Source organism: Rhizobium sp. 3T7 (assembly GCF_020166565.1).
GTDB lineage: Bacteria > Pseudomonadota > Alphaproteobacteria > Rhizobiales > Rhizobiaceae > Rhizobium.
On the sequence record NZ_JAIQXS010000005.1, the window covers coordinates 48,305 to 70,961 of the forward strand.

Annotated in this window: 25 protein-coding genes; 23 read left to right on the forward strand and 2 right to left on the reverse strand. The window is 58.8% G+C overall.

The window, feature by feature from the left end; genetic code table 11:
- The first annotated feature begins 71 nt into the window (after positions 1-71).
- The 4 genes from rplJ (at position 72) to rpoC (ending at position 9,824) form a co-directional block, all read left to right on the forward strand.
- Complete coding sequence (rplJ, locus tag K9B32_RS09340; protein WP_007791997.1) at positions 72-590, forward strand: 50S ribosomal protein L10; 519 nt, start codon at positions 72-74, stop codon at positions 588-590.
- A gap of 58 nt (positions 591-648) precedes the next feature.
- A complete protein-coding gene (gene rplL / locus K9B32_RS09345; RefSeq protein WP_007792000.1) occupies positions 649-1,029 on the forward strand; it encodes a 50S ribosomal protein L7/L12 in 381 nt (126 codons plus the stop codon).
- A gap of 257 nt (positions 1,030-1,286) precedes the next feature.
- On the forward strand, positions 1,287-5,426 hold the full coding sequence (gene rpoB / locus K9B32_RS09350) for a DNA-directed RNA polymerase subunit beta (RefSeq protein ID WP_224561659.1): 4,140 nt from the start codon (positions 1,287-1,289) through the stop codon (positions 5,424-5,426).
- 186 nt (positions 5,427-5,612) lie between these two features.
- Positions 5,613-9,824, forward strand: coding sequence for a DNA-directed RNA polymerase subunit beta' (gene rpoC, locus K9B32_RS09355; RefSeq protein WP_224561660.1), 4,212 nt, complete (start codon positions 5,613-5,615; stop codon positions 9,822-9,824).
- A gap of 96 nt (positions 9,825-9,920) precedes the next feature.
- Here rpoC and K9B32_RS09360 read toward each other — a convergent pair whose 3' ends face one another.
- Positions 9,921-10,349: an NUDIX hydrolase gene (locus tag K9B32_RS09360; RefSeq protein ID WP_224561661.1), complete on the reverse strand. Its 429-nt coding sequence runs from the start codon at positions 10,347-10,349 to the stop codon at positions 9,921-9,923.
- A 7-nt stretch (positions 10,350-10,356) separates the two neighbouring features.
- Positions 10,357-10,650, reverse strand: coding sequence for a hypothetical protein (locus tag K9B32_RS09365; protein ID WP_007792012.1), 294 nt, complete (start codon positions 10,648-10,650; stop codon positions 10,357-10,359).
- Between the two features lie 485 nt (positions 10,651-11,135).
- Here K9B32_RS09365 and rpsL point away from each other — a divergent pair, with 485 nt between their 5' ends.
- From rpsL to rpsN, 19 genes are all read left to right on the forward strand, one after another.
- Positions 11,136-11,507, forward strand: coding sequence for a 30S ribosomal protein S12 (gene rpsL, locus K9B32_RS09370; protein ID WP_003547537.1), 372 nt, complete (start codon positions 11,136-11,138; stop codon positions 11,505-11,507).
- 76 nt (positions 11,508-11,583) lie between these two features.
- Entirely contained in the window at positions 11,584-12,054 is a 471-nt protein-coding gene (rpsG, locus tag K9B32_RS09375) for a 30S ribosomal protein S7 (RefSeq protein WP_007531641.1), read from the forward strand.
- A gap of 29 nt (positions 12,055-12,083) precedes the next feature.
- Positions 12,084-14,183 carry an elongation factor G gene (gene fusA / locus K9B32_RS09380; RefSeq protein WP_007792018.1) on the forward strand — a complete coding sequence of 700 codons (2,100 nt, stop codon included), beginning with the start codon at positions 12,084-12,086 and terminating at the stop codon, positions 14,181-14,183.
- A 69-nt stretch (positions 14,184-14,252) separates the two neighbouring features.
- Positions 14,253-15,428: an elongation factor Tu gene (tuf, locus tag K9B32_RS09385; protein ID WP_018857113.1), complete on the forward strand. Its 1,176-nt coding sequence runs from the start codon at positions 14,253-14,255 to the stop codon at positions 15,426-15,428.
- A 311-nt stretch (positions 15,429-15,739) separates the two neighbouring features.
- Positions 15,740-16,048, forward strand: a complete 309-nt coding sequence (gene rpsJ / locus K9B32_RS09390) for a 30S ribosomal protein S10 (RefSeq protein WP_003547547.1) — start codon at positions 15,740-15,742, stop codon at positions 16,046-16,048.
- A gap of 34 nt (positions 16,049-16,082) precedes the next feature.
- Positions 16,083-16,724: a 50S ribosomal protein L3 gene (gene rplC, locus K9B32_RS09395; protein WP_007787744.1), complete on the forward strand. Its 642-nt coding sequence runs from the start codon at positions 16,083-16,085 to the stop codon at positions 16,722-16,724.
- A gap of 13 nt (positions 16,725-16,737) precedes the next feature.
- Positions 16,738-17,358, forward strand: coding sequence for a 50S ribosomal protein L4 (gene rplD / locus K9B32_RS09400; RefSeq protein WP_224561662.1), 621 nt, complete (start codon positions 16,738-16,740; stop codon positions 17,356-17,358).
- On the forward strand, positions 17,355-17,648 hold the full coding sequence (locus K9B32_RS09405; RefSeq protein WP_007787742.1) for a 50S ribosomal protein L23: 294 nt from the start codon (positions 17,355-17,357) through the stop codon (positions 17,646-17,648). The genes rplD and K9B32_RS09405 overlap by 4 nt, the downstream gene beginning before the upstream one ends.
- 11 nt (positions 17,649-17,659) lie before the next feature.
- Positions 17,660-18,496, forward strand: a complete 837-nt coding sequence (gene rplB / locus K9B32_RS09410; RefSeq protein ID WP_007787741.1) for a 50S ribosomal protein L2 — start codon at positions 17,660-17,662, stop codon at positions 18,494-18,496.
- Positions 18,497-18,511: 15 nt separating this feature from the next.
- Complete coding sequence (rpsS, locus tag K9B32_RS09415; RefSeq protein ID WP_007531666.1) at positions 18,512-18,790, forward strand: 30S ribosomal protein S19; 279 nt, start codon at positions 18,512-18,514, stop codon at positions 18,788-18,790.
- Positions 18,791-18,792: 2 nt separating this feature from the next.
- On the forward strand, positions 18,793-19,182 hold the full coding sequence (gene rplV / locus K9B32_RS09420; RefSeq protein ID WP_007787740.1) for a 50S ribosomal protein L22: 390 nt from the start codon (positions 18,793-18,795) through the stop codon (positions 19,180-19,182).
- On the forward strand, positions 19,182-19,901 hold the full coding sequence (gene rpsC, locus K9B32_RS09425; protein ID WP_007531669.1) for a 30S ribosomal protein S3: 720 nt from the start codon (positions 19,182-19,184) through the stop codon (positions 19,899-19,901). The genes rplV and rpsC overlap by 1 nt, the downstream gene beginning before the upstream one ends.
- 36 nt (positions 19,902-19,937) lie before the next feature.
- A complete protein-coding gene (gene rplP, locus K9B32_RS09430; RefSeq protein WP_003573792.1) occupies positions 19,938-20,351 on the forward strand; it encodes a 50S ribosomal protein L16 in 414 nt (137 codons plus the stop codon).
- Positions 20,352-20,363: 12 nt separating this feature from the next.
- Entirely contained in the window at positions 20,364-20,564 is a 201-nt protein-coding gene (gene rpmC / locus K9B32_RS09435) for a 50S ribosomal protein L29 (protein ID WP_007531673.1), read from the forward strand.
- Between the two features lie 11 nt (positions 20,565-20,575).
- On the forward strand, positions 20,576-20,815 hold the full coding sequence (gene rpsQ / locus K9B32_RS09440) for a 30S ribosomal protein S17 (RefSeq protein WP_007787739.1): 240 nt from the start codon (positions 20,576-20,578) through the stop codon (positions 20,813-20,815).
- A 260-nt stretch (positions 20,816-21,075) separates the two neighbouring features.
- The gene (gene rplN / locus K9B32_RS09445) at positions 21,076-21,444 is read left to right on the forward strand and encodes a 50S ribosomal protein L14 (RefSeq protein WP_007787738.1); all 369 of its coding nucleotides are present in this window, start codon (positions 21,076-21,078) and stop codon (positions 21,442-21,444) included.
- Between the two features lie 12 nt (positions 21,445-21,456).
- Positions 21,457-21,759 (forward strand): 50S ribosomal protein L24, encoded by a 303-nt coding sequence (gene rplX / locus K9B32_RS09450; protein WP_224561663.1) that lies wholly within the window; start codon positions 21,457-21,459, stop codon positions 21,757-21,759.
- Positions 21,759-22,316, forward strand: coding sequence for a 50S ribosomal protein L5 (gene rplE / locus K9B32_RS09455; protein WP_007787736.1), 558 nt, complete (start codon positions 21,759-21,761; stop codon positions 22,314-22,316). The genes rplX and rplE overlap by 1 nt, the downstream gene beginning before the upstream one ends.
- Before the next feature lie 32 nt (positions 22,317-22,348).
- The gene (gene rpsN / locus K9B32_RS09460; RefSeq protein ID WP_003573787.1) at positions 22,349-22,654 is read left to right on the forward strand and encodes a 30S ribosomal protein S14; all 306 of its coding nucleotides are present in this window, start codon (positions 22,349-22,351) and stop codon (positions 22,652-22,654) included.
- Positions 22,655-22,657 lie beyond the last annotated feature (3 nt).

The window sequence follows — 22,657 nt, forward strand, 5'->3', positions numbered from 1 at the left end:
TCCTCTGATCCCAGGAGGCAAAGGCAACCCGGTAGGCCCCGTCAAAAGGTCCTGCCAACTGGAGATAGGCAGTGGAAAGAGCGGAAAAACGCGAATTCGTCACGGAACTGAACGAAGTCTTCAAGGCTTCGGGCTCGGTTGTTGTGGCCCACTATGCTGGTGCTACAGTCGCGCAGATGAACGACTTCCGTTCGAAGATGCGCGCAGCTGGCGGTACCGTCAAAGTCGCGAAGAACCGCCTGGCCAAGATCGCCCTTCAGGGTACGGAAGCGGAAGGGATTTCCAATCTCTTCACCGGTCAGACGCTAATTGCATACAGCACTGATCCGATCACCGCTCCGAAAGTCGTCGTGGATTTCGCCAAGGGCAACGACAAGATCGTTGTACTCGGCGGCGCCATGGGAACAACCACGCTCAACGCCGATGCAGTCAAGTCGCTTGCGACCCTGCCGTCGTTGGACGAACTGCGTGCGAAGCTGCTGGGCATGATCCAGACACCGGCTACCCGCATTGCAGGCGTTGTTGCAGCACCGGCAAGCCAGCTTGCTCGCGTGTTCTCGGCTTACGCCAAGAAGGACGAAGCCGCATAAGGCGGTTTTTTGCTGTTTATAAAACACCGGTTCGAACCGAACAAAAGGAACTGATAACATGGCTGATCTCGCAAAGATCGTAGACGACCTCTCCTCGCTTACCGTTCTGGAAGCAGCAGAGCTTTCTAAGCTTCTCGAAGAAAAGTGGGGCGTTTCCGCCGCTGCTCCGGTAGCTGTTGCTGCCGCTGCTGGTGGTGCAGGTGCTGCTGCTGCCGTTGAAGAAGAAAAGACTGAGTTCGACGTTATCCTGGCTGACGCCGGCGCTAACAAGATCAACGTCATCAAGGAAGTCCGCGCCATCACGGGTCTCGGCCTGAAGGAAGCTAAGGACCTCGTTGAGGCCGCTCCTAAGGCTGTCAAGGAAGGCGTTTCCAAGGCTGAAGCCGCTGACATCAAGAAGAAGCTTGAAGACGCCGGCGCTAAGGCTGACGTTAAGTAATCTTGAACTGCATTTGGGAGGTGGGATTTCCCGCCTCCCATTTGCCGTTTTCTGGAACGAATTACCCAAAAGCCGCTTGAAAACGGCTTTTGGGTAATGGGTTCTTCAAGAGGATGGTCTCGAACCGAAACGCGCAGGCAATCCGGCCTCGCAGTTCGGGAAGTGAGACGAGATTGAATTACTCATTGATTGACGGGGTCGACTGGCCATCGGTTCCCGTCCGTTGCAGGCCCGGATGCAATTTTGAAGGAGCGACGATGGCTCAGACCCTTTCGTTCAATGGTCGTAGGCGCGTACGCAAGTTTTTCGGTAAGATCCCAGAAGTCGCAGAAATGCCAAACCTCATCGAGGTTCAAAAGGCATCGTATGATCAATTCCTGATGGTTGAAGAGCCCAAGGGCGGTCGCCCTGATGAGGGCCTTCAGGCTGTCTTCAAGTCCGTTTTCCCGATCACGGATTTCTCCGGCGCTTCCATGCTGGAATTCGTGTCCTACGAGTTCGAACCGCCGAAGTTCGACGTCGATGAATGCCGCCAGCGCGACCTGACCTACGCCGCGCCGCTGAAGGTTACTCTCCGTCTGATCGTGTTCGATATCGATGAAGATACGGGCGCGAAGTCCATCAAGGACATCAAGGAACAGTCGGTCTACATGGGCGACATGCCGCTCATGACCAACAACGGTACGTTCATCGTCAACGGCACCGAGCGCGTTATCGTGTCTCAGATGCACCGTTCGCCGGGCGTCTTCTTCGATCACGACAAGGGCAAGAGCCATTCGTCCGGCAAGCTGCTCTTCGCTGCCCGCGTGATTCCGTATCGCGGTTCCTGGCTCGACATCGAGTTCGACGCCAAGGACATCGTCTATGCCCGTATCGACCGCCGCCGCAAGATCCCCGTGACATCGCTGTTGATGGCGCTTGGCATGGACGGCGAAGAAATCCTGTCGACCTTCTACACGAAGTCCGACTATCAGCGCGACGGCAACGGCTGGCGCATTCCGTTCAAGCCGGAGACCCTCAAGGGTGCCAAGGCGATCACCGAAATGGTTGACGCCGACACCGGTGAAGTCGTTGTCGAAGCCGGCAAGAAGCTGACGCCGCGTCTGCTCCGCCAGCTCGCCGACAAGGGCCTCAAGGCTCTGAAGGCAACCGACGAAGACCTCTACGGCAACTACCTCGCCGAGGACATCGTCAACTACTCGACAGGTGAAATCTACCTCGAGGCAGGTGACGAGATCGACGAGAAGACGCTGCCGATCATCCTACAGAACGGTTTCGACGAGATCCCGGTTCTCGGCATCGACCACATCAACGTCGGCGCCTACATCCGCAACACGCTGACTGCAGACAAGAACGAGAACCGTCAGGACGCTCTGTTCGACATCTACCGCGTCATGCGTCCGGGTGAACCGCCGACGATGGAATCGGCCGAAGCCATGTTCAACTCGCTGTTCTTCGATGCGGAGCGCTACGATCTCTCCGCCGTTGGTCGCGTGAAGATGAATATGCGTCTCGACCTCGACGTCGAAGACACTGTGCGCATCCTGCGCAAGGACGACATCCTGGCTGTGGTCAAGATGCTGGTCGAACTGCGCGACGGCAAGGGCGAAATCGACGACATCGACAACCTCGGCAACCGTCGCGTTCGCTCCGTCGGCGAGCTGATGGAAAACCAGTACCGTCTCGGCCTGCTGCGTATGGAGCGCGCGATCAAGGAACGCATGTCCTCGATCGAAATCGACACGGTCATGCCGCAGGACCTGATCAACGCGAAGCCGGCAGCTGCTGCCGTTCGCGAATTCTTCGGTTCCTCGCAGCTCTCGCAGTTCATGGACCAGGTGAACCCGCTTTCGGAAATCACCCACAAGCGCCGTCTTTCGGCACTTGGCCCGGGTGGTCTGACCCGCGAGCGCGCAGGCTTCGAAGTCCGCGACGTTCATCCGACCCACTACGGCCGTATTTGCCCGATCGAAACGCCGGAAGGCCCGAACATCGGTCTGATCAACTCGCTGGCTACCTTCGCACGCGTCAACAAGTACGGTTTCATCGAAAGCCCGTACCGTCGCATCGTTGACGGCAAGGTGACGAACGACGTTCTTTACCTCTCCGCAATGGAAGAAGCGAAGTACTACGTCGCACAGGCCAACGCCGAACTGTCTGCCGACGGCTCGTTCGTCGACGAATTCGTCGTTTGCCGTCACGCCGGCGAAGTTATGCTCGCTCCGCGCGACAGCATGAACCTGATGGACGTTTCGCCGAAGCAGGTCGTTTCGGTTGCTGCGGCTCTCATCCCGTTCCTGGAAAACGACGACGCCAACCGCGCGCTCATGGGCTCGAACATGCAGCGTCAGGCCGTTCCGCTGCTGCGTGCTGAAGCTCCGTTTGTCGGTACCGGCATGGAGCCGGTTGTTGCCCGCGACTCCGGTGCTGCTATCGGCGCCCGCCGCGGCGGCGTGGTCGACCAGGTCGACGCGACGCGTATCGTTATCCGTGCGACGGAAGACCTCGAAGCTGGCAAGTCCGGCGTCGACATTTACCGTCTGCAGAAGTTCCAGCGTTCGAACCAAAACACCTGCGTCAACCAGCGCCCGCTGGTCACCGTCGGGGACGTTGTCAACCGTGGCGACATCCTCGCCGACGGTCCGTCGACGGACCTGGGCGATCTCGCCCTCGGCCGTAACGCGCTCGTCGCGTTCATGCCGTGGAACGGCTACAACTACGAAGACTCGATCCTGCTCTCCGAGCGCATCGTTGCTGACGACGTGTTCACCTCCATCCACATCGAAGAGTTCGAAGTGATGGCCCGTGATACCAAGCTTGGTCCGGAAGAAATCACGCGCGACATTCCGAACGTTTCGGAAGAGGCGCTGAAGAACCTCGACGAAGCCGGTATCGTCTACATCGGCGCCGAAGTTCAGCCGGGCGATATCCTCGTCGGCAAGATCACGCCGAAGGGCGAAAGCCCGATGACGCCGGAAGAAAAGCTTCTGCGCGCCATCTTCGGTGAAAAGGCTTCGGACGTCCGCGACACCTCCATGCGTATGCCGCCCGGCACCTACGGCACGATCGTCGAAGTGCGCGTCTTCAATCGCCACGGCGTGGAGAAGGACGAGCGCGCGATGGCGATCGAGCGCGAAGAGATCGAGCGTCTTGCAAAGGACCGCGATGACGAGCAGGCGATCCTCGACCGTAACGTCTACGGCCGTCTAGTCGACATGCTGCGCGGCCAGGTCGCGATTGCTGGCCCGAAAGGCTTCAAGAAGGGCACCGAACTGGCGAATAACGTCGTTTCCGAATATCCGCGCTCGCAGTGGTGGATGTTTGCTGTTGAAGACGAAAAGGTCCAGGGCGAACTCGAAGCTCTCCGTGGCCAGTACGACGAATCCAAGTCGCGCCTTGAACAGCGCTTCATGGACAAGGTCGAGAAGGTCCAGCGCGGCGACGAAATGCCTCCGGGCGTCATGAAGATGGTTAAGGTCTTCGTTGCTGTTAAGCGCAAGATCCAGCCAGGCGACAAGATGGCAGGCCGTCACGGCAACAAGGGTGTCGTGTCGCGTATCGTTCCGGTCGAAGACATGCCGTTCCTGGAAGACGGTACGCACGTCGACGTCGTTCTGAACCCGCTGGGCGTGCCTTCTCGCATGAACGTCGGTCAGATCCTCGAGACGCACCTTGGCTGGGCTTGTGCCGGCATGGGCCGCCAGATCGGTGACATGCTGGAAGCCTACAAGGCCAGCGGCAATATCGAGCCGCTGCGCAAGACGATCGGCGACGTTGTCGGCGACGGTCCGAAGGCCGAACAGGTCAAGGACTTCGACGATGACTCGGTCCTTCGTCTGGCTGACCAGTGGAAGCGTGGCGTTTCGATTGCAACGCCGGTCTTCGACGGCGCTCATGAAGGTGACGTCAATGCGATGCTGGCTCTGGCTGGTCTCAAGGAAAGCGGTCAGTCGACGCTGTACGACGGCCGCACCGGTGAGCAGTTCGACCGCCAGGTGACGGTCGGCTACATCTACATGCTGAAGCTGAACCACTTGGTCGACGACAAGATCCACGCTCGCTCGATCGGTCCTTACTCGCTCGTTACCCAGCAGCCGCTGGGCGGCAAGGCGCAGTTCGGCGGTCAGCGCTTCGGCGAAATGGAAGTCTGGGCTCTGGAAGCATATGGTGCAGCCTACACGCTGCAGGAAATGCTGACGGTGAAGTCGGATGACGTCGCCGGCCGTACCAAGGTCTACGAAGCCATCGTCCGTGGCGACGATACGTTCGAAGCCGGTATTCCGGAAAGCTTCAACGTTCTCGTCAAGGAAATGCGCTCGCTTGGTCTCTCTGTCGAACTCGAGAATTCGAAGGTCGATGAGCAGCAGGCCAGCCAGTTGCCGGACGCCGCCGAGTAACCACTGATAGGGTGTGCGCTGCAACGCAGCGCGCACCGTTCCCGCTCTGGCCCCGTATGTGTCGGCCGAGCAGGGACGATTTCGCCGCATTCTGCGGTTATTGTCGTTTTGAGCGTTGGCGCGGCTCCCGGGATTTGCCGCCGTCCATGCAAGCTAAGGGCGCATCCGCCCATGAAGGAGACAGGCATGAACCAAGAGGTCATGAATCTTTTCAATCCGCAGGTGCCTGCACAGAACTTCGATTCCATCCGGATTTCGATTGCTTCTCCGGAGAAGATTCTTTCCTGGTCTTACGGTGAGATCAAGAAGCCGGAAACCATCAACTACCGCACGTTCAAGCCGGAACGCGACGGTCTCTTCTGCGCGCGCATCTTCGGACCGATCAAGGACTACGAGTGCCTGTGCGGCAAGTACAAGCGCATGAAGTACAAGGGCATCATCTGCGAAAAGTGCGGCGTTGAAGTTACGCTGTCGCGCGTTCGCCGTGAGCGCATGGGCCATATCGAGCTCGCCGCTCCGGTCGCCCACATCTGGTTCCTGAAGTCGCTGCCATCACGCATCTCGACGCTGCTCGACATGACGCTGAAGGATGTCGAGCGCGTTCTCTATTTCGAAAACTACATTGTCACCGAGCCGGGCCTCACCGCCCTCAAGGAGCACCAGCTCCTCTCGGAAGAAGAGTACATGCTGGCCGTCGACGAATACGGCGAAGACCAGTTCACGGCCATGATCGGCGCTGAGGCTATCTACGAGATGCTGGCCTCGATGAACCTCGAAAAGATCGCGGGCGATCTGCGCTCGGAGCTTGCCGACACGACGTCGGATCTCAAGCAGAAGAAGCTGATGAAGCGCCTGAAGATCGTTGAGAACTTCATGGAGTCGGGCAACCGTCCGGAATGGATGATCATGAAGGTCGTTCCGGTGATCCCGCCGGATCTGCGTCCGCTGGTTCCGCTCGACGGTGGTCGTTTCGCGACGTCGGACCTCAACGATCTGTACCGCCGCGTCATCAACCGTAACAACCGTCTGAAGCGCCTGATCGAACTGCGCGCTCCGGGCATCATCATCCGCAACGAAAAGCGCATGCTGCAGGAATCTGTAGACGCGCTGTTCGACAACGGCCGTCGTGGCCGCGTCATCACCGGCGCCAACAAGCGTCCGCTGAAGTCGCTGTCCGACATGCTGAAGGGTAAGCAGGGCCGCTTCCGTCAGAACCTGCTCGGCAAGCGCGTCGACTACTCCGGCCGTTCCGTCATCGTGACCGGTCCGGAACTCAAGCTGCACCAGTGCGGTCTTCCGAAGAAGATGGCGCTCGAGCTCTTCAAGCCGTTCATCTATGCCCGCCTCGACGCCAAGGGTTATTCCTCGACCGTCAAGCAGGCAAAGAAGCTGGTGGAAAAGGAAAAGCCTGAGGTTTGGGATATCCTCGACGAGGTCATCCGCGAGCATCCGGTTCTCCTCAACCGCGCACCGACGCTGCACCGCCTGGGCATCCAGGCCTTCGAACCTACCCTGGTCGAAGGCAAGGCGATCCAGTTGCATCCTCTCGTCTGCACGGCCTTCAACGCCGACTTCGACGGCGACCAGATGGCGGTTCACGTGCCGCTATCGCTCGAAGCTCAGCTCGAAGCCCGCGTTCTGATGATGTCGACGAACAACATCCTGCACCCTGCAAACGGTGCACCGATCATCGTTCCGTCACAGGACATGGTTCTCGGCCTCTACTATCTCTCGATCATGAACCAGAACGAGCCGGGCGAAGGCATGGCCTTCTCCGACCTCGGCGAACTGCATCATGCGCTTGAGACCAAGGTCGTCACGCTGCACACCAAGATCCGCGGCCGCTTCAAGTCGATCGGTGAGGACGGCAAGCCGTACTCGAAGATCTACGAAACGACTCCGGGCCGTCTGCTTATCGGCGAACTCCTGCCGAAGAACGGCAAGGTGACCTTCGACGTCTGCAACCAGGAAATGACCAAGAAGAACATCTCCAAGATGATCGACGCGGTCTACCGCCATTGCGGCCAGAAGGACACAGTCATTTTCTGCGACCGCATCATGCAGCTCGGCTTCAGCCATGCCTGCCGCGCCGGCATTTCGTTCGGCAAGGACGACATGGTCATTCCGGACACCAAGGCGAAGATCGTCGGTGACACCGAAAACCTGGTCAAGGAATACGAGCAGCAGTACAACGACGGTCTCATCACCCAGGGCGAAAAGTACAACAAGGTTGTCGACGCCTGGGGCAAGGCCACCGAGAAGGTCGCCGAAGACATGATGGCCCGCATCAAGGCCGTCGAATTCGACGAAAAGACCGGTCGCCAGAAGCCGATGAACGCCATTTACATGATGTCGCACTCGGGTGCCCGTGGTTCTCCGAACCAGATGCGCCAGCTGGGCGGCATGCGCGGCCTCATGGCCAAGCCGTCGGGCGAAATCATCGAAACGCCGATCACCTCGAACTTCAAGGAAGGCCTGACCGTCAACGAGTACTTCAACTCGACGCACGGCGCCCGTAAGGGTCTCGCAGATACTGCCTTGAAGACCGCGAACTCTGGTTACCTGACCCGTCGTCTCGTCGACGTCGCACAGGATTGCATCGTCAACTCTGTGGATTGCGGCACCGACAAGGGCCTCACCATGACCGCCATCGTCGATGCCGGTCAGGTCGTGGCCTCGCTCGGCGCTCGTATCCTCGGCCGTACCGCGCTGGATGATATCGATCATCCCGTCACCGGCGAGCGTATCGTCGATGCCGGCAAGATGATCCTCGAGCCCGATGTCATCGAGATAGAAAAGGCTGGTATCCAGTCGATCCGCATCCGATCGGCCCTGACCTGCGAAATCCAGACGGGTGTTTGCTCTGTCTGCTATGGTCGTGACCTTGCACGCGGTACGCCTGTCAACATGGGCGAAGCGGTCGGTGTTATCGCTGCTCAGTCGATCGGCGAGCCGGGCACGCAGCTCACCATGCGTACGTTCCACCTTGGTGGCACGGCAACCGTGGTCGACCAGTCGTTCCTGGAAGCTTCGTATGAAGGTACGGTTCAGATCAAGAACCGTAACCTGCTGCGCAACTCGGATGGCAACCTCGTTGCCATGGGCCGCAACATGACCGTCCAGATCTTGGACGAGCGTGGCGTCGAGCGCTCCTCGCAGCGCGTTGCCTATGGTTCGAAGCTGCATGTCGACGATGGCGACAAGGTCAAGCGTGGTCAGCGTCTGGCAGAGTGGGACCCCTACACCCGTCCGATGATGACGGAAGTGGCCGGTACCGTTCAGTTCGAAGACGTGGTCGACGGTCTCTCGGTGCTCGAAGCGACCGACGAATCCACGGGTATCACCAAGCGTCAGGTTATCGACTGGCGTTCGACCCCGCGTGGTTCGGACCTCAAGCCGGCAATCGTCATCAAGGATGCCAGTGGTAATGTCATGAAGCTGTCCCGCGGTGGTGACGCCCGCTTCCTGCTGTCGGTCGACGCGATCCTGTCGGTCGAGCCGGGCACGAAGGTGTCGCAGGGTGACGTGCTTGCACGTTCGCCGCTCGAAAGCGCCAAGACCAAGGACATCACCGGTGGTCTGCCGCGTGTTGCCGAACTGTTCGAAGCTCGTCGTCCGAAGGACCACGCCATCATTGCTGAGATCGATGGTACGATCCGCCTCGGCCGCGACTACAAGAACAAGCGCCGCGTCATCATCGAGCCGGCAGAAGACGGTGTTGAGCCTGTTGAATACCTGATCCCGAAGGGCAAGCCCTTCCACCTTCAGGAAGGCGACTATATCGAAAAGGGTGACTACATCCTCGACGGTAACCCGGCTCCGCACGACATCCTGGCGATCAAGGGCGTCGAAGCTCTGGCTTCGTACCTCGTCAACGAAATCCAGGAAGTCTATCGCTTGCAGGGCGTTGTCATCAACGACAAGCACATCGAAGTGATTGTCCGTCAGATGCTGCAGAAGGTGGAAATCACCGATGCGGGTGACTCGACCTATATCGTCGGCGACAACGTCGACCGTATCGAGCTCGAAGACGTCAACGATACGCTGATCGAACAGGGCAAGAAGCCTGCTTACGGCGATCCGGTTCTGCTGGGTATTACCAAGGCGTCGCTGCAGACCCCGTCGTTCATCTCGGCTGCTTCGTTCCAGGAGACCACAAAGGTTCTCACGGAAGCTGCGATCGCCGGCAAGACCGACGGCCTGCAGGGTCTGAAGGAAAACGTCATTGTTGGTCGCCTGATCCCGGCCGGTACGGGTGGCACGATGACGCAGATCCGCCGCATCGCTACGTCGCGCGACGAGATGATCCTCGAAGAACGCCGCAAGGGCACGGGCGCCGATGTCGCCACCCCGATGCTGCAGGATCTCGCGGGCGAGAGCGCACCGGCTGCCGAATAATCGGTAGCTTGGTTCTCGGAATTGAATTAAAAAGCCGCCCGGAGTGATCCGGGCGGCTTTGTTTTCGCGTTTTTTGTCAGAGTGAGTACAAGAGGCTCAGCCAAGTAGCGGTAAGGGGTGCTCCATGCCGTAGCCCAGCCGTGTGCGGGCGTCGTCGAAGCCAAGCCAGAAGAAGCGGAAGAGGATCGGACTTCCGCCGCTGAACGGCGTCATTTCGCGATGCAGCCAGCTGGCAGGTTGCTCACCTTCGAGAGAAATGTGGAAGCAGTGCCGCCGGTGAAAAAATTCGGTTCCGTCCTTGGAAAAGCGACAGTCATGAACGATGAGCGGGGCGAAGGGAGTTTCGGGCAGGATCCCGGTCTCTTCCGAGAACTCGCGAAGTGCCGCGGCGGCGATATCTTCGCCAGTCTCCACCGTGCCGCCCGGAACCTGAAGCGCGACCTGCGGGAAGTCGGGCTCATCGAAAACCAGCAACCGGTCGCGCCAGGTGGCATAGATCAGCACCTTGAGCGCATCCGGCTTCATCGGGGTCTCAGCTGAAGCGGATGATCGCGACTTCGCCGTCGACCGCGCCCTGGTAGGCGGAGGCATGCGGCTCCTCTTCCGGGACTTCGGTCAGCATGCCGATCTGGTCGAGGTCCGCCTCGATGAAGCCTTCTTCGGCGAGAGCGTTCAGGGCTTCGCGCACGGCGCTGTCGTCATCGGCCGCCTTGAGCATGATGTGGAGGTCGACGCCGTCGCTGTCATCGGACTGATAGCCCTTGCCGATGATGATGAAGACCATCGGTCCTTCGGAATTGTTGTCATTGTCGGGGGCGGTAATCATCGGATGTCCTTCGATTCGAGATTTGAATCTGATTTCATGCGCTTAGCGGCTGCAATCAGTGATTCCATAGCTGCTTTTTGCTCCGATGCTCAAGTTTATCTTGGCTGTCGGTGGCGAATTCGCTTAGAAGCCCCAAAAGAGCGCGCAATGGCCCGGTTTCAAGGCGTTCCGCCGAAGTTTATTTCTTAACGGCCTTGACGAGACGACGGGAAACCAGTAGTACCCGCGCCATCCGGACCCATGTGAGGCATGGCCATTCGGGGCGACGCGCCCCGGAGATCACCTCAAACAAGGTTCGAAACGCACGTTGAAGATATGATGCCTGCACGCATGACGCATGTCTTTTGCGTCCTCTGCTCTCAGTGGTCCATCTGCGAAAGCGGATCGGGCCACGTTTTGCGCATTGAGACAAGCGTGTGATCTTGCCGGAGACGGCGCGAGTTACGCCCGCAAGGGATTGAGATATAAACGTAAGGGATGGTTGAATGCCTACCGTAAACCAGCTTATCCGCAAGCCGCGTCAGGCGAACGTAAAGCGTAATAAGGTTCCTGCCCTGCAGGAAAACCCTCAGAAGCGCGGCGTTTGCACCCGCGTCTACACGACGACGCCGAAGAAGCCGAACTCGGCTCTCCGTAAGGTCGCAAAGATCCGTCTGACCAACGGCTTCGAAGTCATTGGTTACATTCCCGGTGAAGGTCACAACCTTCAGGAACACTCTGTCGTCATGATCCGTGGCGGCCGCGTTAAGGACCTTCCGGGTGTCCGTTACCACATCATTCGCGGCGTTCTCGATACCCAGGGTGTCAAGAACCGCAAGCAGCGCCGTTCGAAGTACGGTGCGAAGCGTCCGAAGTAATTCGGTTTTGAAATCCCGGCGCTGCGCGAGGTCCTCCGCGTGGTAGAGCGCCTAAACAATTGAAGAGACGAGAAGTATGTCCCGACGTCACAGAGCAGAAAAGCGCGAGATCAACCCGGATCCGAAGTTCGGCGATCTGGTTGTTACCAAGTTCATGAATGCAATCATGCTTGACGGCAAGAAGTCTGTCGCAGAGAGCATTGTATACGGCGCATTCGACGCCGTGCAGGGCAAGTCCAAGCAGGAGCCGCTCGGCGTGTTCCATCAGGCTCTGGACAACGTTGCTCCGCACGTTGAAGTCCGGTCGCGCCGCGTTGGTGGTGCAACCTATCAGGTTCCGGTTGATGTTCGTCCGGAGCGCCGTCAGGCCCTGGCGATCCGCTGGCTGATTGCTGCTGCGCGCAAGCGCAACGAAACGACCATGGTCGACCGACTGTCGGGCGAGCTTCTCGATGCATCCAACAACCGTGGTTCCGCGGTCAAGAAGCGCGAAGACACGCACAAGATGGCTGATGCCAACCGTGCGTTCTCGCATTATCGCTGGTAATCCCGAACGGGTTCGAAAGGCAGTCCACAATGGCTCGCGAATATAAAATCGAAGACTACCGTAATTTCGGTATCATGGCGCACATCGACGCCGGCAAGACGACGACGACCGAGCGTATCCTTTACTACACCGGCAAGTCGCACAAGATCGGCGAAGTGCACGATGGCGCGGCCACGATGGACTGGATGGAGCAGGAGCAGGAGCGTGGCATCACGATCACCTCCGCTGCCACCACGACCTTCTGGAAGGGCCGTGACGGCAAGATGCGCCGCTTCAACATCATCGACACCCCCGGCCACGTCGACTTCACCATCGAAGTCGAGCGTTCGCTGCGCGTTCTCGACGGTGCTATTGCTCTTCTTGATGCCAACGCAGGTGTTGAGCCGCAGACGGAAACCGTCTGGCGTCAGGCTGAGAAGTACAACGTTCCGCGTATGATCTTCTGCAACAAGATGGACAAGACCGGTGCGGACTTCTACCGCTCGGTCGAGATGATCAAGACACGTCTCGGCGCAACGGCTGTCGTCATGCAGCTGCCGATCGGCGCAGAAAGCGACTTCAAGGGCGTCGTCGACCTGATCGAGATGAACGCTCTCGTATGGCGCGATGAATCGCTCGGCGCTCAGTGGGACGTCGTCGAAATCCCGGAAGACCTGAAGGCTAAGGCCGAAGAATATCGCGAAAAGCTGATCGAGACCGTTGTCGAGATCGACGAAGCCGCGATGGAAGCCTACCTCGAAGGCAACATGCCTGACAACGATCAGATCCGCGCGCTCGTCCGTCGCGGTACGATCGACGTCAAGTTCCATCCGATGTTCTGCGGCACTGCTTTCAAGAACAAGGGCGTTCAGCCGCTGCTCGACGCGGTTGTCGACTACCTGCCGTCGCCGCTCGACATTCCGGCGATCAAGGGCATCGACTTCAAGACTGAAGCCGAAATCGAACGCCATGCTGACGACTCCGAGCCGCTTTCGATGCTCGCGTTCAAGATCATGAACGACCCCTTCGTCGGTTCGCTGACTTTCGCACGCATCTACTCCGGCAAGCTCGAAAAGGGTTCGTCGGTTTTGAACACGGTCAAGGACAAGCGCGAGCGTGTCGGCCGTATGCTGCAGATGCACTCGAATTCGCGTGAAGACATTGATGAGGCTTTCGCAGGCGACATCGTTGCTCTCGCCGGTCTCAAGGAAACCACCACGGGTGACACCCTCTGCGATCCGCTGAAGCCTGTTATTCTCGAGCGCATGGAATTCCCCGAGCCGGTCATCCAGATCGCGATCGAGCCGAAGTCCAAGGGCGACCAGGAAAAGATGGGCCTCGCGCTCAACCGCCTGGCTGCTGAAGACCCGTCCTTCCGTGTCAAGACCGACCAGGAATCCGGCCAGACGATCATCGCCGGCATGGGCGAACTTCACCTCGACATCATCGTCGACCGTATGCGTCGCGAGTTCAAGGTGGAAGCAAACGTCGGTGCGCCGCAAGTTGCTTACCGTGAAACCATCACACGCCAGCACGAAGAAGACTACACGCACAAGAAGCAGTCCGGTGGTACCGGTCAGTTCGCGCGCGTCAAGATCGTCTTCGAACCGAACCCGGAAGGCGACGACTTCAAGTTCGAATCCAAGATCGTCGGCGGTGCTGTTCCGAAGGAATACATTCCGGGCGTTCAGAAGGGTATCGAAAGCGTTCTGTCCTCCGGTCCGCTGGCGGGCTTCCCGATGCTCGGCGTCAAGGCGACGCTCATCGACGGTGCCTTCCACGATGTTGACTCGTCTGTCCTCGCGTTCGAAATCGCTTCTCGCGCCTGCTTCCGTGAAGCAGCCAAGAAGGCCGGCGCTCAGCTGCTCGAGCCGATGATGAAGGTCGAAGTTGTCACGCCGGAAGATTACGTCGGCGACGTGATCGGCGACCTGAATTCTCGCCGTGGCCAGATCCAAGGTCAGGAAAGCCGTGGCGTCGCGGTTGTTATCAACGCGAACGTCCCGCTGGCGAACATGTTCAAGTACGTCGACAACCTGCGCTCCATGTCTCAGGGCCGCGCGCAGTACACGATGACGTTTGATCACTATTCACCGGTCCCCTCGAACGTCGCGACCGAAATCCAGGCGAAGTATTCCGGTCAGAAGTGACCGGAATACCAATTGACCGATAACAAGAATTAGATCCCTCAGGGGACCTTAAAAGAGTGGAGAGCCCACATGGCAAAGAGTAAGTTTGAGCGCAACAAGCCGCACGTTAACATCGGCACGATCGGCCACGTTGACCACGGCAAGACGTCTCTGACGGCAGCGATCACGAAGTACTTCGGCGAGTTCAAGGCGTACGACCAGATCGACGCGGCTCCGGAAGAAAAGGCCCGCGGCATCACCATCTCGACGGCGCACGTCGAATATGAGACGCCGAACCGTCACTATGCCCACGTTGACTGCCCCGGCCACGCCGACTACGTCAAGAACATGATCACCGGTGCCGCTCAGATGGACGGCGCGATCCTGGTGTGCTCGGCAGCTGACGGCCCGATGCCGCAGACCCGCGAGCACATCCTGCTGGCTCGCCAGGTTGGCGTTCCGGCGATCGTCGTGTTCCTCAACAAGGTTGACCAGGTTGACGACGCCGAGCTTCTCGAGCTCGTCGAGCTGGAAGTGCGCGAGCTTCTGTCGTCCTACGACTTCCCGGGCGACGACATTCCGGTCATCAAGGGTTCGGCTCTTGCTGCTCTGGAAGACTCCGACAAGAAGATCGGCGAAGACGCGATCCGCGAGCTGATGGCGGCTGTTGACGCCTACATTCCGACGCCTGAGCGCCCGATCGACCAGCCGTTCCTGATGCCGATCGAAGACGTGTTCTCGATCTCCGGCCGTGGTACGGTCGTGACCGGCCGCGTCGAGCGTGGCATTGTCAAGGTTGGTGAAGAAGTCGAAATCGTCGGCATCCGCCCGACCTCGAAGACGACGGTTACCGGCGTTGAAATGTTCCGCAAGCTGCTCGACCAGGGCCAGGCTGGCGACAACATCGGTGCACTGGTTCGCGGTGTGAACCGTGACGGCGTCGAGCGTGGTCAGATCCTGTGCAAGCCGGGCTCTGTCAAGCCGCACAAGAAGTTCAAGGCTGAGGCCTACATCCTGACGAAGGAAGAAGGCGGCCGTCATACGCCGTTCTTCACCAACTACCGTCCGCAGTTCTACTTCCGCACGACGGACGTGACCGGCATCGTCACCCTGCCGGAAGGCACGGAAATGGTTATGCCTGGCGACAACGTCACGGTTGACGTCGAGCTGATCGTTCCGATCGCGATGGAAGAAAAGCTGCGCTTCGCTATCCGCGAAGGCGGCCGTACCGTCGGCGCAGGCATCGTCGCCTCCATCGTCGAGTAATCGAAAGCCGGCCACTTCGTCTGAGGCGGCCGATTCGATGACATTATTATGATGCAAGCGGCTCTAGCCGCTTGCTTATTACAGCGAAATGTTGCAAATGGCGCGCGAGCGCGATTTGCGCCCTGCTTCGTTCGTCGAAGCGGGTGACTACAGCAAACAATAAGGTGGGCTGGAAGGCCTGAAGACTGGATAGGGACACCGTAACCCGGCGCCTCTCTCGATCTTTGAAACCGGTGGTCCGCCTTAGGAATAAAAACAGACCGTGCCTATCCGAAAGGTGCACGGGATAACAAACACAAGGATAACGTCGAATGAACGGCCAAAATATCCGCATTCGCCTGAAGGCGTTCGATCACCGCATTCTCGACGCTTCGACGCGCGAGATCGTGTCGACGGCGAAGCGCACCGGAGCTAGCGTCCGGGGCCCCGTTCCGCTTCCGACTCGCATCGAGAAGTTTACGGTCAACCGGTCCCCCCACATCGACAAGAAGAGCCGCGAGCAGTTCGAGATGCGCACGCATAAGCGCCTTCTCGACATCGTTGACCCGACACCGCAGACGGTGGACGCGCTGATGAAGCTCGATCTCGCCGCTGGTGTCGATGTTGAGATCAAGCTCTGAGCCTAGCTCGAGCTGAGTTGGAAGGATTGAACCGATGCGTTCAGGTGTGATTGCACAGAAGGTCGGCATGACCCGCGTCTATAACGACGCCGGCGAACATGTTCCGGTAACAGTACTGCGTATGGAAGGCTGCCAGGTTGTAGCCCAGCGCACAGTGGAAAAGAACGGCTACGCCGCAGTTCAGCTCGGTGCTGGCACGGCGAAGGTCAAGAATACGTCGAAGGCGATGCGCGGCAACTTCGCTGTTGCCAACGTCGAGCCGAAGGCCAAGCTCGCGGAATTCCGCGTCACGGAAGACAACCTCCTCGAGGTTGGCACCGAGCTCAAGGCTGGTCACTTCGCAGCTGGTCAGCTCGTCGATGTGACGGGTACGACGATCGGTAAGGGCTTTGCGGGCGCCATGAAGCGTCACGGTTTCGGCGGTCTTCGCGCCACGCACGGTGTGTCTGTTTCGCACCGCTCGCATGGTTCGACGGGTTCACGTCAGGATCCGGGCAAGGTTTTCAAGAACAAGAAGATGGCTGGTCACATGGGCCAGACGCGCGTTACGACTCAGAACCTTGAAGTGGTTTCGACCGATGAAGATCGCGGTCTGATCCTGATCAAGGGTGCAGTACCCGGTTCCAAGGGTGCCTGGATCATTGTGCGCGACGCCGTCAAGTCGGCCGCGAAGTAAGGGAGCCAGACCAATGGAATTCAACGTCAAGACCCTCGAGGGAAAAGACGCAGGGAAGGTTTCTCTTTCTGACGCGATTTTCGGCCTTGAGCCCCGCGAAGACATTCTTGCCCGCGTGATCCGCTGGCAGCTTGCCAAGAAGCAGCAGGGCACGCACCAGGCAAAGGGCCGCGCGGACGTTTCGCGCACCGGCGCCAAGATGTACAAGCAGAAGGGTACGGGCCGCGCTCGTCACCATTCTGCTCGCGCTCCGCAGTTCCGCGGCGGTGGTAAGGCCCACGGCCCGGTCGCTCGCAGCCACGAACACGATCTTCCCAAGAAGGTTCGTGCTCTCGGTTTGCGGCACGCCCTCTCGGCCAAGCTGAAGTCCGATGATGTCATCATCATCGATAGCCTGGTTGCTGCAGAAGCAAAGACCAAGGCACTGGCTTCCGTTTTCGAGACGCTCGGCCTGACCAACGCTCTCTTCATCGGTGGCGCTGAACTTGATGGCAACTTCAAGCTCGCAGCCAAGAACATCCCGAATATCGATGTTCTGCCGATCCAGGGCATCAACGTTTATGACATCGTGCGCCGCGGTAAGCTCGTGCTTTCCAAGGCTGCCGTTGAAGCTCTAGAGGAGCGTTTCAAGTGACCGATCTTCGCCACTATGATGTGATCGTCTCGCCGGCGATCACCGAAAAGTCCACTCTGGTATCGGAAAACAACCAGGTTGTTTTCAACGTCGCCAAGACGGCGTCGAAGCCGGAAATCAAGGCTGCAGTCGAGGCGCTCTTCGGCGTCAAGGTCACGGCCGTCAACACTCTGCTCCGCAAGGGCAAGACCAGGCGTTTTCGCGGTATTGCCGGCAAGCAGAAGGACGTGAAGAAGGCAATCGTGACTTTGGCTGAAGGCCAGACGATCGACGTCTCCACCGGTCTCTGAGGAATAAAAAAATGGCATTGAAAACATTCAATCCGACGACCCCGAGCCAGCGTCAGCTGGTCATCGTTGATCGCTCCTCGCTCTACAAGGGCAAGCCGGTCAAGGCGCTGACGGAAGGTCTGACCAAGAGCGGCGGTCGTAACAACCTCGGCCGCATCACCGCCCGCTTCATCGGCGGTGGTCACAAGCGCACTTATCGTCTGGTCGACTTCAAGCGTCGCAAGTTCGACGTCGAAGGCACCGTCGAGCGTATCGAATACGATCCGAACCGTACCGCGTTCATCGCGCTGGTGACCTATGCTGACGGCGAAAAGGCCTACATCATCGCTCCGCAGCGCCTTGCTGCCGGCGACAAGGTCATCGCTTCGGAGAAGGCCGTCGACGTGAAGCCCGGCAACACCATGCCGCTGCAGTTCATCCCGGTCGGCTCCATCATCCACAACGTGGAAATGAAGCCGGGCAAGGGTGGTCAGATCGCTCGCTCTGCTGGTTCCTACGCACAGCTCGTCGGCCGCGACCAGGGCATGGCGATCCTTCGCCTGAACTCTGGCGAGCAGCGCCTCGTGCACGGCACCTGCCTTGCTTCGATCGGTGCGGTTTCGAACCCTGATCACGCCAACATCAACGACGGCAAGGCCGGTCGTACGGTGTGGCGCGGCAAGCGTCCGCATAACCGCGGTGTTGTCATGAACCCTGTCGACCACCCGCACGGCGGTGGTGAAGGCCGCACCTCTGGTGGTCGTCACCCGGTTACTCCGTGGGGTAAGCCGACCAAGGGCAAGCGCACCCGGTCGAACAAGTCGACTGACAAGATGATCATGCGCTCGCGTCATCAGCGTAAGAAGTAAGAGAGGAAGTCTCCAATGGCTCGTTCAGTATGGAAAGGTCCGTTCGTTGACGGCTATCTTCTCAAGAAGGCTGAGAAGGTTCGTGAAGGCGGACGTGCAGAAGTAATCAAGATCTGGAGCCGTCGCTCCACGATCCTGCCGCAGTTCGTCGGTCTCACCTTCGGCGTCTATAACGGCAGCAAGCATGTTCCGGTCAGTGTCAATGAAGACATGGTCGGTCACAAATTCGGTGAATTCTCTCCGACCCGGACCTACTACGGTCACGGTGCGGACAAGAAGGCAAAGAGGAAGTAATCATGGGCAAGGCAAAAGCCGAACGCCGGCTGAAGGACAACGAGGCGCAAGCAGTCGCCCGTACGCTCCGCGTCAGCCCACAGAAGCTCAACCTCGTTGCTGCGGCTATCCGCGGCAAGAAGGTCGATCGTGCACTCGCTGAGCTGGAATTCTCCCGCAAGCGTATCGCAGGCGCCGTCAAGAAGACGCTCGAATCTGCGATCGCAAACGCCGAGAACAACCACGATCTCGACGTTGACACGCTGGTTGTCGCAGAAGCCTACGTAGGCAAGTCGATCGTCATGAAGCGTTTCCACGCTCGTGGCCGTGGCCGTGCATCTCGAGTCGAGAAGCCGTTCGCGCACCTCACGATCGTTGTCCGCGAAGTGCAGGCACAAGAGGAGGCCGCATAATGGGTCAGAAAATTAATCCAATCGGTTTCCGTCTTGGCATCAACCGTACCTGGGATAGCCGCTGGTTTGCGGACAATGCCGAGTACGGCCAGCTGCTGCACGAAGACCTGAAGATGCGCAAGTTCGTGATGAGCGAACTGAAGCAGGCCGGTATCGCCAAGGTGGTCATCGAGCGTCCGCACAAAAAGTGCCGCGTCACGATCCACTCGGCTCGTCCGGGCCTGATCATCGGCAAGAAGGGCGCAGACATCGACAAGCTCCGCAAGAAGCTGTCGGAGATGACGAATTCCGAAACGCACCTCAACATCGTTGAAGTTCGCAAGCCGGAAGTCGACGCAACGCTCGTCGCACAGTCGATCGCTCAGCAGCTTGAGCGTCGTGTTGCTTTCCGTCGCGCCATGAAGCGTGCCGTTCAGTCTGCGATGCGTCTTGGCGCCGAAGGCATCAAGATCACCTGCGCAGGCCGTCTCGGCGGTGCTGAAATCGCTCGTACGGAGTGGTACCGCGAAGGTCGCGTTCCGCTGCACACGCTGCGCGCTGACATCGACTACGGTACGGCTGAAGCGGAAACCGCTTTTGGCATCTGCGGCATCAAGGTTTGGATCTTCAAGGGCGAAATCCTTGAGCACGATCCGATGGCCTCCGAGCGCCGCGCACTCGAGGGTGACGCTCAGGGTCCGGCAAGCCGTGATCGCGATCGTCGCCGCGACAACGCTTGATAGCGTTGGTGGCAGATAAGTTCGGAGAATAAGAAAATGTTGCAGCCAAAGCGTACCAAGTACCGCAAGCAATTTAAGGGCCGCATCAAGGGCGTCGCCAAGGGTGGTTCAGACCTGGCCTTCGGCGAATTCGGCCTTAAGGCTCAAGAGCCGAACCGCGTGAATGCGCGCGAGATCGAAGCGGCCCGCCGCGCGATCACGCGTTACATGAAGCGCGCCGGCCGTGTATGGATCCGCGTGTTCCCGGATGTTCCGGTAACCGCAAAGCCGACCGAAGTCCGTATGGGTAAGGGTAAGGGCTCTGTTGAGTATTGGGCATGCAAGGTCAAGCCAGGCCGTATGATGTTCGAAATCGACGGTGTCAGCGAAGAAATTGCTCGCGAAGCGCTTCGCCTCGGCTCTGCCAAGCTCTCGGTCAAGACGCGCTTCGTTCAGCGCATTGCAGAGTAAGGAGCAAGGCAGATGAAAGCCGAAGAAGTACGCGGCCTCACGGCCGACCAGCTCAAGGACAAGCTCGCCGACCTGAAGAAGGAGCAGTTCAACCTGCGCTTCCAGAAGGCAACCGGCCAGCTGGAAAAGTCCTCGCGCATCAACGAAGTTCGCAAGGACATCGCCCGCGTGAAAACCATTGCCCGCCAAAAGGCGGCAGAAGCAAAGGCGTAAAGGAAAAGATCATGCCGAAGCGCATTCTGCAGGGCGTTGTCGTTGGCGACAAGAACGAGAAGACTGTCGTAGTTCGCGTTGAGCGTCGTTTCGCTCACCCGCTGCTCCAGAAGACCGTTCGTCGTTCCAAGAAGTACAAGGCTCACGACGAAAACAACCAGTACAAGATCGGCGATACCGTATCCATCGAGGAATGCGCGCCGATCTCGAAGGATAAGCGTTGGACGGTCGTTTCCGCCCAGGCCAAGTAAGATTTTTGCGCGAGGCCTTGCGTCTCGCGGAAATATCTGTATGAAGCAGCGTCAGAACGCTCGTCCGTCGGGCGTTCTTTTGCTTTGAGCGCACGGAAGGTCCCGTTGGGAAACCACCCTGGCACGATCGATCCCGCGCTATTCAAGCTATGCCGTGTTTTCGCCTGCTCTCGTAGCAAGCGGCCGGCTGACAATTTTCATAAGCCGGGAAAGGGGGCTCGCAGCCCAACCATTCCGGTAAACCAAGAAGGCGACCTGATATGATTCAGATGCAAACAAACCTCGACGTGGCGGATAATTCCGGCGCACGTCGTGTCATGTGCATCAAGGTGCTGGGCGGCTCGAAGCGCAAGTATGCCGGGATCGGCGACGTTATCGTCGTTTCGATCAAGGAAGCGATCCCGCGTGGCCGCGTGAAGAAGGGTGACGTGATGAAGGCGGTGGTCGTTCGTACCGCCAAGGAAATCCGTCGCGTTGATGGCAGCATCATCCGCTTCGACACGAATGCAGCAGTCCTCATCGACAACAAGAAAGAGCCGATCGGCACCCGTATCTTCGGACCGGTTCCGCGCGAACTTCGCGCCAAGAACCATATGAAGATCATCTCGCTGGCTCCCGAAGTACTGTAAGGAGCGCGAACGATGCAAAAGATTCGTAAGGGCGACAAGGTCGTCATGCTCGCAGGCAAGGACAAGGGCCGTACCGGCGAAGTCCTTCAGGTTCTGCCCAAGGAAGATCGCGCCGTTGTTCGTGGCGTCAACGTCGTAAAGCGCCACCAGCGCCAGACGCAGACCCAGGAAGCCGGCATCATCAGCAAGGAAGCCTCGGTTCACTTGTCCAACGTTGCAATCATCGACAAGGACGGCAAGCCGACCCGCGTTGGTTTCAAGGTTGTTGACGGCAAGAAGGTCCGTGTGGCCAAGCGTTCCGGTGAGGTGATCTGATGGCTGAGGCAAAGTATGAGCCGCGGCTCAAGAAGGAATACGTCGAGCGCATCCGTGCGGCTATGCAGGAGAAGTTCTCCTACGCCAACGAGATGATGATCCCGAAGCTCGACAAGATCGTAATCAACATGGGTGTTGGCGAAGCGACGGCTGATTCGAAGAAGCCAACTGTTGCTGCAGCTGACCTGGCCGCTATCGCTGGTCAGAAGCCGGTCATCACCCGTGCGCGCAACTCCATCGCTGGCTTTAAGGTCCGCGAGCAGATGCCGATCGGCGCAAAGGTCACCCTGCGCGGCGCTCGCATGTACGAGTTCCTGGACCGTCTCGTGAACATCGCGCTTCCGCGCGTTCGCGACTTCCGCGGCCTGAACCCGAAAAGCTTTGACGGCCGTGGCAACTTCGCCATGGGCATCAAGGAGCACATTGTGTTCCCTGAGATCAATTACGACAAGGTTGATCAGATGTGGGGCATGGACATCATCGTTTGCACGACGGCAACGAAGGACGACGAAGCGCGGGCTCTGCTGACAGAGTTCAACTTCCCGTTCCGTCAGTAACCGTAACGACGAGCGTAGAAAAGGAACCGCACATGGCGAAGACAAGCGCAGTTGAAAAGAACAAGCGCCGCCGTACTACGGTCGCCAACCAGGCTGCCAAGCGCGCAGCTCTAAAGGCGATCATCATGAACCAGGCTCTTCCGATCGAAGAGCGGTTCAAGGCCTCGATCAAGCTGGCATCCCTGCCGCGCGATGGATCCAAGACCCGCATTCGCAACCGTTGCGAAGTATCGGGCCGTCCGCGCGCATACTACCGCAAACTGCGCATGTCGCGTATCGCGCTGCGTGAACTCGGCAATCTCGGCAAGGTGCCGGGTATCGTCAAGTCGAGCTGGTAAGGA

Excerpts from the sequence above, each read along its gene's own strand:
- rplD (WP_224561662.1), top strand. The coding sequence starts at position 16,738 with ATGGAATTCAACGTCAAGACCCTCGAGGGAAAAGACGCAGGGAAGGTT.
- rpsN (WP_003573787.1), top strand. The coding sequence starts at position 22,349 with ATGGCGAAGACAAGCGCAGTTGAAAAGAACAAGCGCCGCCGTACTACG.
- rplN (WP_007787738.1), top strand. The coding sequence starts at position 21,076 with ATGATTCAGATGCAAACAAACCTCGACGTGGCGGATAATTCCGGCGCA.
- rpsS (WP_007531666.1), top strand. The coding sequence starts at position 18,512 with ATGGCTCGTTCAGTATGGAAAGGTCCGTTCGTTGACGGCTATCTTCTC.
- rpsL (WP_003547537.1), top strand. The coding sequence starts at position 11,136 with ATGCCTACCGTAAACCAGCTTATCCGCAAGCCGCGTCAGGCGAACGTA.
- rplB (WP_007787741.1), top strand. The coding sequence starts at position 17,660 with ATGGCATTGAAAACATTCAATCCGACGACCCCGAGCCAGCGTCAGCTG.
- rplV (WP_007787740.1), top strand. The coding sequence starts at position 18,793 with ATGGGCAAGGCAAAAGCCGAACGCCGGCTGAAGGACAACGAGGCGCAA.
- tuf (WP_018857113.1), top strand. The coding sequence starts at position 14,253 with ATGGCAAAGAGTAAGTTTGAGCGCAACAAGCCGCACGTTAACATCGGC.
- rpsC (WP_007531669.1), top strand. The coding sequence starts at position 19,182 with ATGGGTCAGAAAATTAATCCAATCGGTTTCCGTCTTGGCATCAACCGT.
- rplC (WP_007787744.1), top strand. The coding sequence starts at position 16,083 with ATGCGTTCAGGTGTGATTGCACAGAAGGTCGGCATGACCCGCGTCTAT.
- fusA (WP_007792018.1), top strand. The coding sequence starts at position 12,084 with ATGGCTCGCGAATATAAAATCGAAGACTACCGTAATTTCGGTATCATG.
- rpsQ (WP_007787739.1), top strand. The coding sequence starts at position 20,576 with ATGCCGAAGCGCATTCTGCAGGGCGTTGTCGTTGGCGACAAGAACGAG.
- rpoB (WP_224561659.1), top strand. The coding sequence starts at position 1,287 with ATGGCTCAGACCCTTTCGTTCAATGGTCGTAGGCGCGTACGCAAGTTT.
- K9B32_RS09365 (WP_007792012.1), bottom strand. The coding sequence starts at position 10,650 with ATGATTACCGCCCCCGACAATGACAACAATTCCGAAGGACCGATGGTC.
- rplP (WP_003573792.1), top strand. The coding sequence starts at position 19,938 with ATGTTGCAGCCAAAGCGTACCAAGTACCGCAAGCAATTTAAGGGCCGC.
- rplE (WP_007787736.1), top strand. The coding sequence starts at position 21,759 with ATGGCTGAGGCAAAGTATGAGCCGCGGCTCAAGAAGGAATACGTCGAG.
- rpoC (WP_224561660.1), top strand. The coding sequence starts at position 5,613 with ATGAACCAAGAGGTCATGAATCTTTTCAATCCGCAGGTGCCTGCACAG.
- K9B32_RS09360 (WP_224561661.1), bottom strand. The coding sequence starts at position 10,349 with ATGAAGCCGGATGCGCTCAAGGTGCTGATCTATGCCACCTGGCGCGAC.
- rpmC (WP_007531673.1), top strand. The coding sequence starts at position 20,364 with ATGAAAGCCGAAGAAGTACGCGGCCTCACGGCCGACCAGCTCAAGGAC.
- rplL (WP_007792000.1), top strand. The coding sequence starts at position 649 with ATGGCTGATCTCGCAAAGATCGTAGACGACCTCTCCTCGCTTACCGTT.
- rpsJ (WP_003547547.1), top strand. The coding sequence starts at position 15,740 with ATGAACGGCCAAAATATCCGCATTCGCCTGAAGGCGTTCGATCACCGC.
- rplX (WP_224561663.1), top strand. The coding sequence starts at position 21,457 with ATGCAAAAGATTCGTAAGGGCGACAAGGTCGTCATGCTCGCAGGCAAG.
- rpsG (WP_007531641.1), top strand. The coding sequence starts at position 11,584 with ATGTCCCGACGTCACAGAGCAGAAAAGCGCGAGATCAACCCGGATCCG.